Annotated in this window: 12 protein-coding genes and 1 pseudogene; 3 read left to right on the forward strand and 10 right to left on the reverse strand. The window is 66.1% G+C overall.

Annotated elements, in window-relative coordinates; all coding sequences use genetic code 11:
- The first annotated feature begins 1 nt into the window (after position 1).
- Positions 2-1,027, forward strand: a complete 1,026-nt coding sequence (locus ICJ04_RS12185; protein ID WP_188324498.1) for a magnesium and cobalt transport protein CorA — start codon at positions 2-4, stop codon at positions 1,025-1,027.
- 71 nt (positions 1,028-1,098) lie between these two features.
- On the opposite strand, the gene ICJ04_RS12190 is transcribed toward ICJ04_RS12185, so the two are convergent.
- The 10 genes and pseudogenes from ICJ04_RS12190 to ICJ04_RS12235 form a co-directional block, all read right to left on the reverse strand.
- Positions 1,099-2,463 carry an NAD-dependent succinate-semialdehyde dehydrogenase gene (locus ICJ04_RS12190; protein ID WP_188324499.1) on the reverse strand — a complete coding sequence of 455 codons (1,365 nt, stop codon included), beginning with the start codon at positions 2,461-2,463 and terminating at the stop codon, positions 1,099-1,101.
- 142 nt (positions 2,464-2,605) lie between these two features.
- Positions 2,606-3,451 (reverse strand): ABC transporter permease subunit, encoded by an 846-nt coding sequence (locus ICJ04_RS12195; protein WP_188324500.1) that lies wholly within the window; start codon positions 3,449-3,451, stop codon positions 2,606-2,608.
- On the reverse strand, positions 3,448-4,359 hold the full coding sequence (locus tag ICJ04_RS12200; RefSeq protein WP_188324501.1) for an ABC transporter permease subunit: 912 nt from the start codon (positions 4,357-4,359) through the stop codon (positions 3,448-3,450). Before ICJ04_RS12200 ends, ICJ04_RS12195 begins: the two co-directional genes overlap by 4 nt.
- Entirely contained in the window at positions 4,356-5,492 is a 1,137-nt protein-coding gene (gene potA / locus ICJ04_RS12205) for a polyamine ABC transporter ATP-binding protein (RefSeq protein ID WP_188324502.1), read from the reverse strand. Before potA ends, ICJ04_RS12200 begins: the two co-directional genes overlap by 4 nt.
- Before the next feature lie 175 nt (positions 5,493-5,667).
- On the reverse strand, positions 5,668-7,215 hold the full coding sequence (locus ICJ04_RS12210; RefSeq protein ID WP_188324503.1) for an efflux transporter outer membrane subunit: 1,548 nt from the start codon (positions 7,213-7,215) through the stop codon (positions 5,668-5,670).
- A complete protein-coding gene (locus ICJ04_RS12215; protein ID WP_188324504.1) occupies positions 7,215-8,777 on the reverse strand; it encodes a DHA2 family efflux MFS transporter permease subunit in 1,563 nt (520 codons plus the stop codon). Before ICJ04_RS12215 ends, ICJ04_RS12210 begins: the two co-directional genes overlap by 1 nt.
- A pseudogene (locus ICJ04_RS12220) lies at positions 8,774-9,874 on the reverse strand (HlyD family secretion protein); the annotation flags it as partial. The gene ICJ04_RS12215 and the pseudogene ICJ04_RS12220, both read right to left, overlap by 4 nt.
- Positions 9,875-10,123: 249 nt before the next feature.
- Positions 10,124-11,239: a polyamine ABC transporter substrate-binding protein gene (locus tag ICJ04_RS12225; RefSeq protein WP_188324506.1), complete on the reverse strand. Its 1,116-nt coding sequence runs from the start codon at positions 11,237-11,239 to the stop codon at positions 10,124-10,126.
- An 803-nt stretch (positions 11,240-12,042) separates the two neighbouring features.
- On the reverse strand, positions 12,043-13,440 hold the full coding sequence (locus ICJ04_RS12230; RefSeq protein WP_188324507.1) for a glutamine synthetase family protein: 1,398 nt from the start codon (positions 13,438-13,440) through the stop codon (positions 12,043-12,045).
- Entirely contained in the window at positions 13,437-14,198 is a 762-nt protein-coding gene (locus ICJ04_RS12235; protein ID WP_188324508.1) for a gamma-glutamyl-gamma-aminobutyrate hydrolase family protein, read from the reverse strand. The genes ICJ04_RS12230 and ICJ04_RS12235 overlap by 4 nt, the downstream gene beginning before the upstream one ends.
- Positions 14,199-14,300: 102 nt before the next feature.
- Between ICJ04_RS12235 and ICJ04_RS12240 the strand changes: the two genes are divergently transcribed.
- Together ICJ04_RS12240 and ICJ04_RS12245 are read left to right on the forward strand one after the other, a co-directional pair.
- Positions 14,301-15,602 (forward strand): FAD-binding oxidoreductase, encoded by a 1,302-nt coding sequence (locus tag ICJ04_RS12240; protein WP_223202877.1) that lies wholly within the window; start codon positions 14,301-14,303, stop codon positions 15,600-15,602.
- Between the two features lie 68 nt (positions 15,603-15,670).
- Complete coding sequence (locus ICJ04_RS12245) at positions 15,671-16,996, forward strand: diguanylate cyclase (RefSeq protein ID WP_188324510.1); 1,326 nt, start codon at positions 15,671-15,673, stop codon at positions 16,994-16,996.
- Positions 16,997-17,068 lie beyond the last annotated feature (72 nt).

Raw genomic sequence — 17,068 nt, forward strand, 5'->3', positions numbered from 1 at the left:
GATGAGCGGCATGCACGTGCCCGATACCACCGCCCCCGCAGCGCATAATCCTGCCTGCGTCATCAACTGCGTTCACTACGATGATGATGGCAAGCGCCATGACATCGCCCTGGATGCCATCAGCGACGTCATCGCCAGTGGCAACGGATTCGTCTGGGTAGGCCTGTATGACCCGGCGGACAGCGTCCTGCTTAAACTGCAGGAAGAGTTCGGCCTGCACGACCTGGCGATCGAAGACGCGCGCAATGCCCACCAGCGTCCGAAGGTGGAGACCTACGGCAACTCGCTGTTCGCGGTGGTGACCACGGCGCAGATGGTCGATGAGCGCATCCAGTACGGTGAAACCCACGCCTTCGTCGGCCCCCGCTTCCTGGTGACGGTGCGCCACGGCGCCTCGCTGTCCTACGCGCCGGTGCGGGCGCGCGTGGAGCGCGAGCCCCACCTGTTGAAGATGGGTCCGTCCTACTGCCTGTATGCCGTGCTGGACTTCGTGGTCGACAACTACCTGCCGATCACCAACCGCTTCCGCGACACGCTGGAACTGCTGGAGAAAGACATCTTCGCCGACGACTACAAGCGCAGCACCGTCGTGCGCCTGTATGAGTTGAAGCGCGAGCTCAACAAGATGCGCATGGCGGTGGCGCCTTTGCAGGACGTCCTGTCGGCACTGAAGCGGCATCCGGCCGAAAGTGGCCTGGTGCCCGACGAGGTGAAGTTGTACATCCGCGACGTGCATGACCATGCCGTCCGCATCAGCGATGTCATCGATACCCTGCGTGAAATGCTGGGCACCGCCCTCAGTGTGAATCTGTCACTGGTGACGCTCGCACAAGGTGAAACGGTAAAACGGCTGGGTGCCTGGGCCGCACTGCTGGCAGCCCCAACGCTGATCACCAGCTGGTACGGCATGAACTTCACGCACATGCCCGAGCTGGACAAACCATGGGCCTATCCGGCGATCATCATCGGCGTCGCCGCGGTCTGCGTCGGGATGTACCGCCTGTTCAAGCGCGCACGCTGGCTGTGAAGCGGTAGCGCCGAGCCATGCTCGGCGGATCTCCCGCAGCGCCGAGCCCGGCTCGGCGCCGTCGGGCCTGCTCAGGCCACGTAGATCGTCTTGATGTTCATGAACTCATGGATGCCGTGTTCGGCCAGTTCGCGGCCGAAACCCGATTCCTTGCTGCCGCCGAACGGCAGCCGCACATCGCTCTTGACGATGGAATTGACGAAGGCCGCACCGCACTCCATCTGCTGTGCAAACGCTTCGCCGCGCGCCGCATCGGTGGTCCACACGCTGCCGCCCAGCCCAAAGCGAGTGTCATTGGCGACACGCAGCGCTTCGGCTTCGTCCTTGACCCGGATCACCGCCGCCACCGGTCCGAACAGCTCCTCGTCATAGGCCGGCATGCCCGGCGCCACCGCATCCAGCACCGTCGCGGCGTAGCCCGCGTGGCTGCCCGCTACCGGTTCGCCACCGATCAACACGCGTGCACCCTTGGCCACGCTGGCCTGTACCTGCTTATGCAGCTCATCACGCAGGTCCGCGCGTGCCATCGGCGCCAATGTCGTTTTCTCGTCGGACGGATCACCGTAACGACGCTCGGCCGCCGCCGCCACGAAACGGTCGGTGAAAGCGTCAGCCACCGCATCGACCACGATGAACCGCTTGGCCGCGATGCAGGTCTGGCCGCTGTTGTCGAAGCGCGACTTCACCGCCGCATCCACCGTCATCTCAAGATCCGCGTCTTCCAGCACCACGAAGGCATCGCTGCCGCCCAGTTCCATCACGCACTTCTTCAGCTGATCGCCGGCGTTGGCGGCGATGGATCGTCCCGCACGCTCGCTGCCGGTCAGCGTCACGGCTCTCACCCGGCGGTCGCGCAGTACGTCCGCCGCTTGGTCGTTGTCGATGTGCAGCACGTCGAACACGCCTGCCGGCAAGCCCCCTGCACGTACCACGGCATTGATCAGGTCAGCGCACTGCGGCACGTTGCTGGCGTGCTTCAACAGCGCCACATTGCCGGCCATGAACGCCGGTGCCAGGAAACGAAACACCTGCCAGATCGGGAAGTTCCACGGCATCACCGCGAACACGCAGCCGATCGGCTCGTAGCGCACGTAACTGCGCTGTGCTTCGGTCTTGATCTGCTGCGGCTGCAGATAGTCGCCCGCGTGATCGGCATAGAACTCGCAGGCCAGCGCGCACTTTTCCACCTCGGCCAGCGCTTCGCCTTTCAGCTTGCCCATCTCGGACGTCATCGCCTGCTGGAGCTCATCGCGCCGTGTACGCAGCTGCGTGGCGATTGCCCGCAGCACATCGGCGCGCTGCGCCAGCGATTGTGCGGCCCAGCCCGGAAACGCAGCAGCGGCCGCGGCCAGGCGCTGCTCGATACCCGCCTTGTCCAACAGCTCATGGCGGTAATCCACCTGCCCGGTGGTGGGATTGACGATTTCAACAGTCATCGCAGGTCTCCTCGAATCAGGCGACCATTCTGCGCCGGCCCCCGTGAGCCAGACGTTGCCGGATCGGGCCACCCCACGCGACACAGTGTCGCGGCCTTCACCCGCCGTTACCGGGTGCGGTGATGCGATGCCCCGCTGGCCGTCAGCCGTTGTCCTGCCGCGCCATCAGCAGGTCACGCTGGCGGCGTTTCTCGGCCCGCGCGGTGAAGTACCAACCGATGAACGCGGCCACCGCCACCGCCGACACCATCAACGTGGCCAGTGCATTGATCTTCGGACTGATGCCCATCCGCACCGAGGCGAATACCTTCATCGGCAGCGTGGTGGAACTGGGCCCGGCGACGAAGCTGGCGATCACCACATCATCCAGTGACAGGGTGAAAGCCAGCAGCCAGCCCGCCAGCAGCGCCGGCGCGATGATCGGCAAGGTGATCTTCAGGAACACGGTGAGCCGGCTGGCACCGAGGTCCATCGCGGCTTCCTCCAACGAGATGTCCAGCTCCTGCAGGCGCGAGGACAGCACCACGGTGACGAAGGACAGGGTAAAGGTGACGTGTGCGATCCAGATCGTCATCGCGCCGCGGGCCGGGAAGCCCGGGATGCCGCCCATCGATACCAGCAGCGTCATCAACGAAAAGCCCAGGATGACATCGGGCATCACCAGCGGCGCGGTGATCAGCGCACTGAACGCGGACTTGCCACGGAAGCGTCGGAAACGGGTCATCACCATCGCCGCCATGGTCCCCAGCACGGTGGCGGCGCAGGCTGTCCAGAACGCCACTTTCAGGCTCATCCACAGCGCGTCCATCAACGCGCGGTCGTTGAACAGTTCGCCATACCAGCGCGTGGAGAAACCCGCCCACACCGTGGCCAGCCGTGAGCTGTTGAACGAGAACACCATCAACAACAGGATCGGCAGGTACAGGAAGGCGAACCCCAGCGCCAACGCGCCCCAGCCCATCCAGCGGTAACCGCGCATCGTGCTCATGCCTGCTTTCCTTCCAGCACGCGCTGCTGGGACCGGTTGAACAGGAAAATCGGCACCAGCAGCAGCAACAGCATCACCACCGCCACCGAGGAAGCCACCGGCCAGTTACGGTTGTTGAAGAACTCACCCCACAGCACCCGCCCGATCATCAGCGTGTCCGGCCCACCCAGCATTTCCGGGATCACGAACTCGCCCACCGCCGGGATCATCACCAGCATGCAGCCGGCGATGATGCCTGCCTTGGACAGCGGCAGGGTGATGCGCACGAACGCCTGCCACGGCTTGGCGCCCAGGTCGTAGGCCGCTTCCAGCAGACGCTGGTCGTGCTTGACCAGGTTGGCATACAGCGGCAGCACCATGAACGGCAGATAGCAGTAAACGATGCCGATGTAAGCCGCCACCGGGGTGTAAAGGATGCGCAGCGGCTGGTCGATCAGACCGATCTTCAACAGCACCTGGTTGAGCAGGCCATTGCGGTCGAGGATGCCGATCCAGGCGTACACGCGGATCAGGAACGACGTCCACGAGGGCAGCACCACCAGCATCATCATCACGTTGCGGGTGGAGGGCTTCATGCGTGCGATGGCGTACGCCATCGGATAGCCGATGATCAACGTCAGCAACGTGGAAATCGCCGCGATCTTGAAACTGCTGGCATAGGCCAGCACGTACTGCTGGTCGCGTACCAGTTGCAGGTAGTTTTCCAGGTTGAGCTTGAGCGAGAACGCGCCGTCCACGTACTGCAGCAACCACGTGTAGGGCGGCGAGCCGACCTGCGTGTGGGCGAAGGAGATCATCAGGATCAGCGCGAACGGCACGGCGAAGAACAGCAGCAGCCACAGGTAGGGCACGCCGATCACCGCACTGCGTAGTCCGGGCAGCCAGCGCTTCGGGGCTGCCGCGCTCATGAGCTCAGCACCACGCCGTCGTTGTCGCGCCAGTGCACCCACACGGCGTCGCCCCAGGTCAGGCCATCGCTGGCCCAGCGCTGCGAATTGGCGAAGTTCGCCATGACCGTGGCGCCGCTCGGCAGGCGCACGTGATAGACCGAGTGGCTGCCGAAGTAAGCAATATCTTCGATCACGCCCTGCGCCTTGTTGACGTGCCCCTCCGGCTCTTCCTTGCCGATCATGATTTTCTCTGGACGCACCGCGTAGGCCACGGACTGGCCTTCGTAACCGGTGATGCCGTGTCCAATGTAGATCGGCGCCGGGAACGCCGAGGTGCGCACGGTGGCATGTTCCGGCAGGTCCTCGTCGATCACCCCTTCGAACGAATTCACCGAGCCGATGAAGCTGGCCACGAACCGATTGGCCGGCTGTTCGTAGACCTCATCCGGCTTGCCCACCTGCTGGATCCAGCCGGCATCCATGACCGCAATGCGGGTGGCCATGGTCATTGCTTCTTCCTGATCATGTGTGACCATCACGCAGGTCACTCCGGAGGTTTCGATGATGTTCACCAGCTCCAGCTGCATCTGCGAGCGCAGCTTCTTGTCCAGCGCGCCCATCGGCTCGTCCAGCAGCAGCAGTTTCGGGCCCTTGGCCAACGACCGCGCCAACGCAACGCGCTGCTGCTGGCCACCGGACAACTGATGGGGACGGCGCTTGGCCAACTGGGACATCTGCACCAGCTCCAGCATCTCGCCCACCCGCCGGCGGATCGCATCGCTGGCCATGCCGTCCTGCTTCAGGCCGAAGGCGATGTTCTGCTCCACGCTCATATGCGGAAACAGCGCATACGACTGGAACATCATGTTGACCGGCCGCTTGTACGGCGGCAGCGCGTCCAGGCGCTGCCCATCGACGACGATGCTGCCCTTGGTCGGGGTTTCAAAGCCGCCCAGGCAGCGCAGCAGGGTCGATTTGCCACTGCCTGACCCGCCGAGCAGCGCGAAGATCTCGCCCTTGCGCACATCCAGGTTGACGTCGTCCACGGCCACGAAGCCATCGAATTCCTTGCGCAGGTCACGGACGGACAGGTAGCCGGGCTCTCCGTGGGCATCGACGGCGGCGGCTTCCGGCTGGGCAACAACGGACATGGGGGGCTCCGACGGCGGTCAAGGGGATGGCGGCGCCATTCTAACGGCGGTGGTGCCGACGGGACATGACGGCAGCTGGCGCCTTGCGCCGATCACGTCTGCACTGCGGTCGCGCGTGCTGGGGGACGTCCACCGCGCCACGGTACGGCGGGCGATGCAGGCCGTCAGCCACAGCTCATCGCGACACCGCCGCTTCCGGCGCTTCCTGCCAGCCCAATCCGAGGCTCTTCTGCAGCGCCACGTAACGGACCAGCAGTTGCAGCTGCGCCTGGGCCAGCCCGTCCTGCGCATCGAGCTGCTGCCGTTGCACGTCCAGCAGATCGATCTGCGACGCGGCACCGGCCTGCCTGCGCTGCTGCATCAACCGGTCGGCACGCGTGGCCGACGCTTCGGCACGGGTGGTCGCCTGCACCTGCTGGCGCGCGGCACCGAATCGCGCCAGCGCGGTGTTGGCATCCTGCAGCGCGGCCAGCACGGTGCCTTCATAGGCCGCCATGCGTGCGTCGTTGCCTGCCCGCGCCTGCGCGACACGCGCCTTGTTGCGGCCGAAATCGAAGACAGACCAGCGCAGGAACGGGGCGACGATGGTGGCTGCCGAATCCGAGCCCAGATCGGACAGCGAACCCGCGCCGGCGCCGACCGTGCCCAGCAAGGTCACCTGCGGAAAATACGCTGTCAGCGCCTGGCCGATCTGCGCCGACGAAGCGGCCAGCTCGCGCTCCGCCTTGCGGATGTCCGGCCGCCGACGGATCAGGGCCGCCGCATCGTCCACGGCAATCCGCGCAGGCAACGCAGGCAGTTCCGCGCCCTGCCCCAACCGCCCGTCCAGCGCGCCGGGCTCGCGTCCCACCATGAGGGCCAGCACATCGCGGGCCTCATCGGCCTGCGCCCTCAACGGCGGGATGCGTGCCTGCTGCTGCTCGCGCTGCGCCTGCGCGCGCTCGACCTGCAGGTCGGAATCGGCGCCGCGCTCGCGCCGTTGCCGTGACAGCCGCAACGCCTCATCCGCTGCCCGCAGGTTGTCCTCCGCCAGCGCGATCCGTTGCTGGCTGCTGCGGTAGCTCAGATAGACCTGGGTGAGTTCGGCGGCAAGCTGCACCTGCGCATCGGCCAACGCCGCCGCATCGGCGCCGGCCTCGGCGGCCGCCTGCTCGGCAGCGCGCCGGCGCCGGCCGAACAGGTCCAGCTCCCAGCTTGCATCGAAGCCGACCACGTACAGTTCGGTGTCCAGGTCGACATCGGCGAACTGCTGGCGCAACTGCGCGGCCTCCTGCGGCCGGCCGTTGGCCTCGGCGACCTGGGCCACGTTCTCGCCCAGGCCCCGCACGCTGTCGTTCAGCGAATCCGGAGCCTGCACGTTCGCGTAGCCAGCGGCAGCGCCCACGCTCGGCAGCTGCTCGGCACGTCGCTGACGCTGCAGCGCGCGCGATGCCACCACCTTGGCCTGCGCCGCACGCAGATTGGGGCTGCTGCGCAACGCCTCGTCCACCAGTTCATCCAGCAAGGGATCGCGCAGCTCACGCCACCACTGGCTGGGCGGGGATGCCGCCACCACGCCGGCCTGGTCGGCCCGCGGCAGCGTTGCCTGCGCGGTCGCCGTGCCGGCCACGTCCGGTCGCGTGTAATCCGGCCCCAGCATGCAGCCGGCGAGCAGCAACGGCAGCAGCGCGAAAGACAGTGGGCGCAGCCGTGCAGCAGATGGGAAGGAATTCAATGGGGTCATCAGTGCATCGCCAGGGGAACGCCCTTCGGCAAGGGCTTGAGCAGGAAGACCAGTGGCAGCGTCGCCACCACGATCAGGCCGAAAATCCAGAACAGGTCGTTGTAGGCCATCACCATCGCCTGCATCTGCACGGTCTGCGCCAGCACGGCCATGCCCTGCATCGGGTCACCCAGCTGCTGGCCGTAAGCACCCAGTGCATCCTGGGCTACCTGCGAATTGGCCGTGATACTGCTGCCGATGGCATCCACGTGCAGGGTGGTCCGGCGGTCCTGGAACGTCGAAATGATGGCCAGGCCGATCGACCCGCCCATGTTGCGGGCGGCGTTGAACAGGCCGGAGGCATCGCTGGTGAACTCGCGGGGTACCGAGGTGATGGCCGCCTGGTTGAGCGCCATCATGGCCAGCGCCAGGCCGCAGCCCTGCAGCAGTTGCCCCAGCACGAAGTGCGGGCCGATGCTGTCCGGCGTCAGCCCCAGGTTGACGAAGCACGCCGCGGCGAAGCACAGCATGCCGCCGAACACCATGATCCGCACATCCACCGTTTCCAGCATCTTCGGCATCAGCGGCATCAGCAGGATGGTCGGCAGGCCCGCCAACAGCAGCACGTAGCCGGCCTGCTCGGTGTTGTAGCCGGCGATGATCGCCAGGAACTGCGGGATCATGTACATCACCCCGAACAGGATCATGCCCACCGCCATCACCATCACGAACACCGCGCCGAAGCTGCGGGTGAACAGGATTTTCAGGTGGATCACCGGTTCTTTGCTGGTGAACTGGGACAGCGCCAGCAAGGCGAACCCGGTCAGCGAAACCAGGCTCAGGATGATGATCAGCGTGGATTCGAACCAACGCTCGCGCTGCCCGTCCTCCAGTACCACCGTCAATGCGGACAACCCCGCCGTCATACCGATGATGCCCAGCCAGTCGGCACGCAGCAGGCCCCACCAGTTGGATTTTTCATGCGGCAGGCCAAGCAGCAGCAGCGCGACCAAGCCGGCGCAGATCGGCACGTTGATGAAGAAGGCATAGTGCCAGCTCACGTTTTCCGTCAGCCAGCCGCCCAGCAGCGGACCAATGACCGGCCCGAGGATCACCGTCATGCCGAACAACGCGGTGCCCAGCGGCTGCTGTTTGGGAGGCAGGCGCGTACCGACGATGGTCAGCGCAGTGGGGATCAGCGCACCACCGGCGAAGCCCTGGCCGATGCGTCCCACGATCATCATGGGCAGGGTATCGGCGAAGCCACACATCACGGAAAACGCGGTGAACAAGGTGGCGCAGATCAGCAGGAAGGTGCGCAGCCCCAGCGTCCGCACGAACCAGCCGGTCAGCGGGATCATCACGATCTCCGACACCAGGAAGGCGGTGGAGATCCACGTGCCTTCGGTGCCGCTGGCGCCGACTTCGCCCTGGATGGTTGGCAGCGCCGCGTTTACGATGGAAATGTCCAGCGTCGCCATGAACGAGCCGATGGTGCCAGCGGCCACCGCCAGCCACGCGCCCGCGTCGGCCTTCTGCGGCGACGCGTCGGCCGGCCCTGCACTGGCCGCGCTGCTGCTCATCGGTCCTTGCCGGCCTCGGCTTCGTCCCGGGTGCGCTCACGCGCGCCCTTGTTGCCCCGCGTATCCACGGTGACATCCACCGACATCCCCGGCACCAGCACCTGGCGTGCCTCGGTGCCTGCATCCACTTTGATACGCACCGGCACGCGCTGCACCACCTTGGTGAAGTTGCCGGTCGCGTTCTGCGGTGGCAACAGCGCGAACTGCGATCCGGTGCCCGGCGAGATGCTTTCTACCGTGCCGTGCAGATCCACGCCGGGCAGCGCGTCGACCTTGATGGTCGCGGGCTGGCCGGGGCGCATCAGGCCCACTTGGGTTTCCTTGAAATTGGCCGCGATGTACAGCGATGCCACCGGCACCACGGTCATCGTGCGGGTACCGGCGGCGACGAACTGGCCGACCTGCACCGTCTTGTTGCCGATGCGGCCGTCGATGCGCGCGCGCAGCTCCGTGTCTTCAAACGCGACCGCGGCCTGCGCGGCATCGGCCTGCGCTTGCTTCAACCCGGCCTGGGCCTGCTCCAGCTGCGCCTGACTGGCCTGGATCTGGCTCTGCGCGCCGGTGATCTGCGCCTGCGCCGCGTCGTACTGCGCCTGCGCCCGCTGCAGGTCATGGCGCAGGCTTTCCACGTGTTCGTGCGTATCGGCACCGCTGGCAGCCAACGGCGCGAACCGGGCCACTTCGGCCTTGGCGAAACGCAGCGTAGCAGCGGCGGCGACGGACTGGGTGCGTGCCTGTATCAAGCTGGCCTGCTGGCCCTGCACACCCGCGGTCGCCGCGGCAATGTCGGCCTGGCGCACGGCGATGACCGCTTCGGCCTGGTCCAGCGTGGCGCGATAGGTACGCGGGTCGATGCGTAGCAGGGGCTCACCGGCCTTCACCTGTTGGTTGTCCTGCACCAGCACTTCGGTCACATACCCGTTGATGCGCGGCGCCACGGCGACCGCGTCCGCCTGCAGATACGCGTTGTTGGTGTCCTGCAGGTACCGCCCGATCAGCAGGTGGTAGAACAGCCAGATGACCAGCACGGCGAGCACCACATTGACGCCGATGATCAGCGCCCAGCGCACTTTGGGATTCTTCAGCGGCGAGGGTTTCTTTTCTTCCGCCTCATGGTCGGGCGGGTCCTGCTGCGCGGGCGCATCGTCGTGCCGGCTGGGCTGTTCGCTCATCGTCTGGTCGCGGGGGTGGTCAGGTCCATACGCGACGGTAGGGGAAGCGATGCACAGAAAACGTGAAGTGCCGGGCCGAGCACATGCCGTTGAAACGGATCCCTTCCACCGAGGGGAAGGGATTCGTGTGCAGGGCTGCCGGGCCGCCGAGCGTCGCTCGGCGCTACCGATGACTCAACGGCCGGTTTTGATTTCCGTCCACAAGCGGGTGTAGAGCTTGTCGGTTTCCGGCGTATTGATCGAGTAGGTGAACATCTTTTCCGCAACGTCCGCCGGCGGATAGATGGTCGGATCGGTGCGGATCGCTTCATCGACCAGCGCGGTGGCATCGGTCACCGGATTGGCGTAGTGGATGAAGTTGGTGTTGGCCGCCGCGACCTTCGGTTCCAGCAGGTAATTGATGAAGGCGTAGGCTGCCTCGGGGTGCTTGGCATCCTTCGGGATCGCCAGCATGTCGAACCACTGCGGCGCGCCTTCGCGCGGAATCGAGTACGCCACGTGGACGCCGTTGGCCGCTTCCTCGGCACGATCACGCGCCTGGATGATGTCGCCCGACCAGCCCACCACCAGGCAGGTGCCGCCGTTGGCCAGCGACCCCACGTACTGCGACGAGTGGAAGTTCTGCACGTACGGGCGGATCGATTTCAGCAGTTCGGCCGCTTTCTGGATGTCGGCCGGGTTGTTGCTGTGCGGGTCCAGCCCCAGGTAATGCATCGCCACCGGGATCATGTCGGCGGGCGTGTCCAGGAGGGTCACGCCGCAGTCCTTCATCTTGGCGATGTTCTCCGGCTTGAAGATCAGGTCCCAACTGTTGGCGATGTCGGCGCTGCCGCCGAAGCGCTCCTTCACCATGTCCACGTTGTAGCCGATGCCGGTGGTGCCGATCATGTACGGCACGCCGTACTTGTTGTCCGGATCCTGGGTGGCGATGCGCTCCATCACCTTCGGGTCCAGCTTGGCCAGGTTCGGGATCTTCGCCTTGTCCAGCGGCAGGAACACGCCGGCCTGGATCTGCCGGCCGAAGAAATTCAGTGTCGGCACCACCACGTCGTAGCCACTGTTGCCGGCCAGAAGCTTGGTCTCGACCATCTCGTCACTGTCGAACACATCGTAGGTGACCTTGATCCCGCTCTGCTTCTCGAAATCCGGGATCGTGTTTTCGGCGATGTAATCGCTGTAGTTGTAGACGTTCAGGACCTTGCTGTCCTGCGTGCTTCCCGCGCCATCGCCGCCGCCACAGGCAGCAAGCAGGGCAACGGACAGACCGAGCGTGAGGGTACGCAGCTTCATGGGAGGGGGCTCCAGAAAAGGGTGGGGGCCGATTCCGGCCAACAGACGGACCCAGCCTAACGCCCGGACGCCGGATCATCCAGTGACGCACGGGTGACGGATTGGCGACGGCGCCTTGGGCGGCCCGGTGATACGTCCGGTGGCCCCACCGAATAAAACCGGAATCGGTAGCGCCGAGCTATGCTCGGCGAGCGCGCAGCGCGGCCTGTGGCAGGCATCGCGGTGCCGGACGGATTCCGCCGAGCGTGGCTCGGCGCTACAACGGGGATGCTGCCGGCACGGTAGCGCCGAGCCCTGCTCGGCGAGCGCGCAGCGCGGCCTGTGGCAGGCATCGCGGTGCCGGACGGATTCCGCCGAGCGTGGCTCGGCGCTACAACGGGGATGCTGCCGGCACGGTAGCGCCGAGCCATGCTCGGCGAGAGCGCAGCGCGGCCTGTAGCAGGCATCGCGGTGCCGGACGGATTCCGCCGAGCGTGGCTCGGCGCTACAACGGGGATGCTGCCGGCACGGTAGCGCCGAGCCCTGCTCGGCGAGCGCGCAGCGCGGCCTGTGTCAGGCATCGCGGTGCCGGACGGATTCCGCCGAGCGTGGTTCGGCGCTACAACGGGGATGCTGCCGGCACGGTCGCGCCGAGCCATGCTCGGCGAGCGCGCAGCGCGGCCTGTGTCAGACATCGCGGTGCCGGACGGAGTCCGCCGAGCGTGGCTCGGCGCTACAACGGAATGCTGCCCGCACGGTAGCGCCGAGCCGTGCTCGGCGGGACGTGTCCGGAGCACGGGACACCGAGCGTCCGCGATCAATGTCTAGACATTCAGCAGCAGGAACTCACGTTCCCACGAGCTGATCACCCGGAAGAACGTCTCGTATTCCTTCCGCTTCACCGAGATGTAGGCCTTGCAGAATCGCTCGCCCAACAGCGCCTGCAGCTCACTGCAGCGTTCCAGCCCGTCCAGCGCCTCACCCAGCGACCGTGGCAGGTTGTAGCCCAGCTCCTTGGCACTGCCACTGACCGGGGCATCCGGCGCCAGCTGGCCGCGCAGCCCCAGCAGCCCACAGGCCAGCGTCGCCGCCATCGCCAGGTAGGGATTGGCATCGGAACCGGCGAACCGACTCTCCACCCGCATGTTGTCCGGCGTATCCATCGGCACCCGCAGGCCGCAGGTGCGGTTGTCGAACCCCCAGTGCACGTTGCTCGGCGAGACCTCGCCAAACACCAGGCGCCGGTAGGAGTTCACGTTCGGCGCGAAGAACGCCATCGCCTGCGGGGCGAACTTCTGCAGCCCGCCCAGGTAATGACCGAACACCGGACTGAACTCGCCCTCGGCATTGCCTTCGCCGGCAAACACGTTGCTGCCATCACTGCGACGGAGCAGGCTCTGGTGGATGTGCATCGCACTGCCCGGCTCGTTTTCCATCGGCTTGGCCAGGAACGTGGCATACACCCCGTGGCGCATCGCCGCCTCGCGCATGGTGCGCTTGAACAGGAAGACCTGGTCGGCCAGGTTCATCGCATCGGCGTGGGTGAAATTGACTTCCAGCTGCGCTGCACCGGACTCATGGATCAGCGTATCCACGTCCAGCTTCATCGCATCCGCGTAGTCATACATCAGGTCCAGGATCGGATCGAACTCGTTTACCGCATCGATGGAGTACGACTGCCGTGCTGTTTCCGGCCGTCCTGAACGGCCCGCCGGCGGCAGCAGCGGAAAATCCGGATCGGTGTTCTTCTGCACCAGGAAGAACTCCAGCTCCGGTGCGACGACCGGTCGCAGGCCGAGTTCTTCGTACGCATCCAGCACCCGGCGCAACACATTGCGCGGGGCCAGCTCATGCGGCTTGCCGTCCTTGGTGTAGCAGTCGTGGATGATCTGCGCGGTCGGGTCGGTCGCCCACGGGACCACCCGCACGGTCTCGGGATCGGGCCGCAGCACCATGTCCGAATCCGACGGCGAGGTCAGCTCGTAATAGTCATCGGGGTAGTCGCCGGTCACCGTGGTGGCGAAGATACCCTCCGGCAACCGCGTGCCGTAATCGTGCGAGAACTTGTCCGCCGGGATGATCTTGCCGCGCGCGATGCCGGTGATGTCCGGCACCAGGCACTCCACCTCGGTGATGCGCCGCTCTTTCAACCAGCGCAGCAGGCTGCTTTCCTGTCCGTCGTCCACGGTCGGCGGTTTTCGCGAGCGGGTGTCCGTACTCATGGGGAATCCTGTTGAAGTCGTTGACGCTGCCGACAAGCATCGCCGAATGCGCGGAACACAGCGTGATAGAAGGGATTGTGGGTCACCCGCCATTCGGGATGCCACTGCACGCCGAGCACGAAACCATGACGGGGACTGCGTGCTGCTTCGACCAGTCCATCATCGGCGTGTGCCTCGGCCACCAAGCCGTCGGCCAGCACGGCGACGCCCTGCCCGTGCACGGAATTGACCACTGCCGAGCGGCTGCCGTGCCAATGCGACAGCCAGCCACCGGCAACCAGTGAAATGCTGTGCGCGGGGCCATACTGCGACTCGGCGGACGCCGCAGAATCCTCGCGGTGGTCATGCAGACCCTCCACCCGGTGCAGCCTGGGATGCAGGCTGCCACCCAGCGCCACGTTGAGTTCCTGGAAACCACGACAGATCGCCAACACCGGCAGGTCGATGCGCAACGCATGCTCCAGCAGCGAAAACGCACCGGCGTCGCGCGCCGCATCATGCTGGTTGCCGGGCCAGGTCTGCCCGCCGGGGTAATGATGGGGTTCGATGTTGCTGACGGCACCGGTCAGCAGCAGGCCGTGCAGCCGCCCGAGCCAGTCGCCGGCAGGCAGCGCGGGCTGCAGGGAGGGCAGCATCACCGGCGTCACCGCAGCGCCATCGACCAGAGCGCGCACATGCTTCTCGCCGGCCATCAGGAAGCGGTGATGTCCCTGCAACGTGCTATCGGTCGGCAATCCCACAAGGGGAGGAAGGCGCATCTGCAAGTCCTCGGCGCTGACGACACGGTAGCGCCGCATGATGACGCCAGCAAGCGCGGCATAGTCACACCATTGCCGCGTCATCTGCGCCAGACTATGCGGATGGACCCTACGCATCCCCTGCGCGAAGACCCTACCCTGCCGCCCAGCTGGTATGCCGCCAGCGTCGCGCCGCGCACGCCATTGCCCGCACTGGATGGCGATACCCATGCCGATGTCGCCATCCTGGGCGCAGGCTACACCGGGCTGTCCGCCGCGCTCGAGCTGGCATCGCGCGGACTCAAGGTGGTGGTACTGGAAAGCTGCCGGATAGGCTGGGGGGCCTCGGGCCGCAACGGTGGCCAGGTGCTGTCCGGCTATGGCTGCGAAGTCGATGTGCTGGAATCGCTGGTCGGCCCGGACGATGCGCGTACCTTGTTCGATCACTCACGCCAAGGCGTGCAACTGGTGCGTGATCGCATCGCCCACCACGGCATCGACTGTCACTGGGTTGCAGGCCACGCCAACGTGCCGATCACCGCACGCCAGGCGCGCACCCTGCATCACGACATGGAGCGGCTGACCGGGCACTACGATTACCCGATGCAATGGTGGGACCAGGCCACCCTGCGCGAGCAGCTGGACAGCCCCCGCTACCGGGGTGCCATGTTCGATCCGCTCAGTGGTCACCTGCACCCATTGGCGTTCGCGCATGGCCTGGCCGACGCCGCCCTGGCCGCAGGCGCCACCGTCCACGAGCAGACGCCGGTGCTCGAACTGCAACGGCATCCGCGACCGGCGCTGCGCACGGCCACCGGCACCGTACACGCCGACCACGTGCTGCTGGCGGGCAACGCCTGGCTGGAGGGCATCGCGCCCGAACTGGAGCGCTACATCATGCCGGTGGGGACCTACATCGGCGCGACGCCGGTGCTCGGCGCCGAGCGTGCGCGCGCGTTGATCCGCAACGACATGGCCGTATCCGATACGGGCCTGGTGCTGGACTACTTCAGGCTCAGCCACGACCACCGCGTGGTGTTCGGCGGCGGTGCCAGCTATTCCTCGCGGCCACCACCGGGGCTGGCACAGGTGATGCAGCGCCGCCTGTGGCAGGTGTTCCCGCAGCTGCATGGCGTACCGATGGAGTACCTGTGGGGCGGCTATGTCGACATCACCACCCGCCGCGCACCGCATTGGGGACGACTCACCCCGGACATCTACTTTGCCCAAGGGTTTTCCGGGCATGGCGTAGCGGCGGCCAACCTGGCCGGTCAGGTCATCGCCGAGGCCATCGCAGGCCAGGCGGGACGACTGGATGTGTTCGAACGCATCCCCCAACGCCCCTTCCCGGGCGGCCGCCTGCTGCGGACGCCGCTGCTCGTAGCGACCATGGCATTTGTGAAGCTGCGCAATTTAATTTGGTGATGGAGTTCAAGTTTTTGAGCCGCAGGCCGCTAGTACCTACGACCCAGCCCGTTCCGAGCGCACGCCTCATGCCCGCCTTGCTGCAGGGCGCTTTCGAAAGCGACCCCGGTGTTGACCCCCTGCCCCAGCGCGTCCTGCTGGTGGAAAACTCCCGCACGTTCACCACCCTGGTGCGTGAGGCCATCGAGCAGCGGCTCGATGTGACCGTGACCGTGGCCTCCACGCTGGCCGAAGCCGGCCGGCTGCTGGAAGAACAACAGGGCTGGTTCCTGGTATTGACCGGCCTGGTGCTCGCCGATGGCGACCGCGACGGCGTGGTGGACTTCTTCGTGTCCCGCGGCATGCCGACCGTCGTGGTCAGCGGCGTGTACGACGAGGACGTGCGCCGACGCGTACTGGAACAGAAAGTCATCGATTACGTGCTCAAGAACACACCGGGTAGCGTGGATTACCTGGTGTGGCTGGTGCAGCGGCTGGACCGCAACCGGCGCATCGCCGCACTGGTGGTGGACGATTCACCGTCCGCGCGCGGTTATGCCGCCGCGCTGCTGCGCATGTACGGCCATGAAGTGTACGAAGCCGCGGACGGCGAGCAGGGCCTGGCCGCCATCGAGGCCCATCCGGCGATCCGGCTGGCCGTAGTGGACCAGGAAATGCCTGGCATGCAGGGCGTGGAGTTCACCCGCCGGCTGCGCATGCAGCGTTCGCGCGACAAGGTGGCGGTGATCGGACTTTCCGGCAACACCGATGTCACCCTGATTCCGCGCTTCCTGAAGAACGGGGCCAACGACTTCCTGCGCAAGCCGTTCTCGCGCGAAGAGTTCTTCTGCCGGGTTTCGCAGAACGTGGACCAGCTTGAGCTGATCGGTACGCTGCAGGACTTGGCCACGCGCGACTTCCTGACCGGCCTGCCCAACCGCCGTTATTTCCTGGAACACAGCCAGCGCCAGCTGCCGCAGTTGCAGCAGGACGACGAGTGGGTGGCGGTGGCGATGGTCGACATCGACCATTTCAAGCACATCAACGACAGCTTCGGCCACGATGGCGGCGACGAAGCACTGCGCGCCTGCGCCGATGCCGTCGCGGCGCATGCACGCAGCGGCGACCTGGTGGCGCGTTTCGGTGGCGAAGAGTTCTGCCTGATGGTGCCGGGGCTGGACCCGGAGGCCGCGGTTTCGTACTTCGAAGCCTTGCGCCATGCGATCGCGATGCTGCGCGTGCCGATCGGCGACACCACGCTGCGCATGACCGTCAGCATCGGCTTGTGCTGCCTGCGGCCACGCCGTGACAGCCTGCATGCGTTGATCACCGAAGCCGACCGCCAGCTTTACCTGGCCAAGGCCGGTGGCCGCAACCGCGTATGCGGGGCCAACGCGGCAGCCACTGCCGCCTGAGGCAGACGCTCGGTAGTGCCGCGCACTGCCCGGCGCTACCGGTCACGTCGCCACGCCGTCATCCGCTTTGAT

Origin of the sequence: Stenotrophomonas sp. 169 (assembly GCF_014621775.1) — a bacterium.
Taxonomy (GTDB): domain Bacteria; phylum Pseudomonadota; class Gammaproteobacteria; order Xanthomonadales; family Xanthomonadaceae; genus Stenotrophomonas.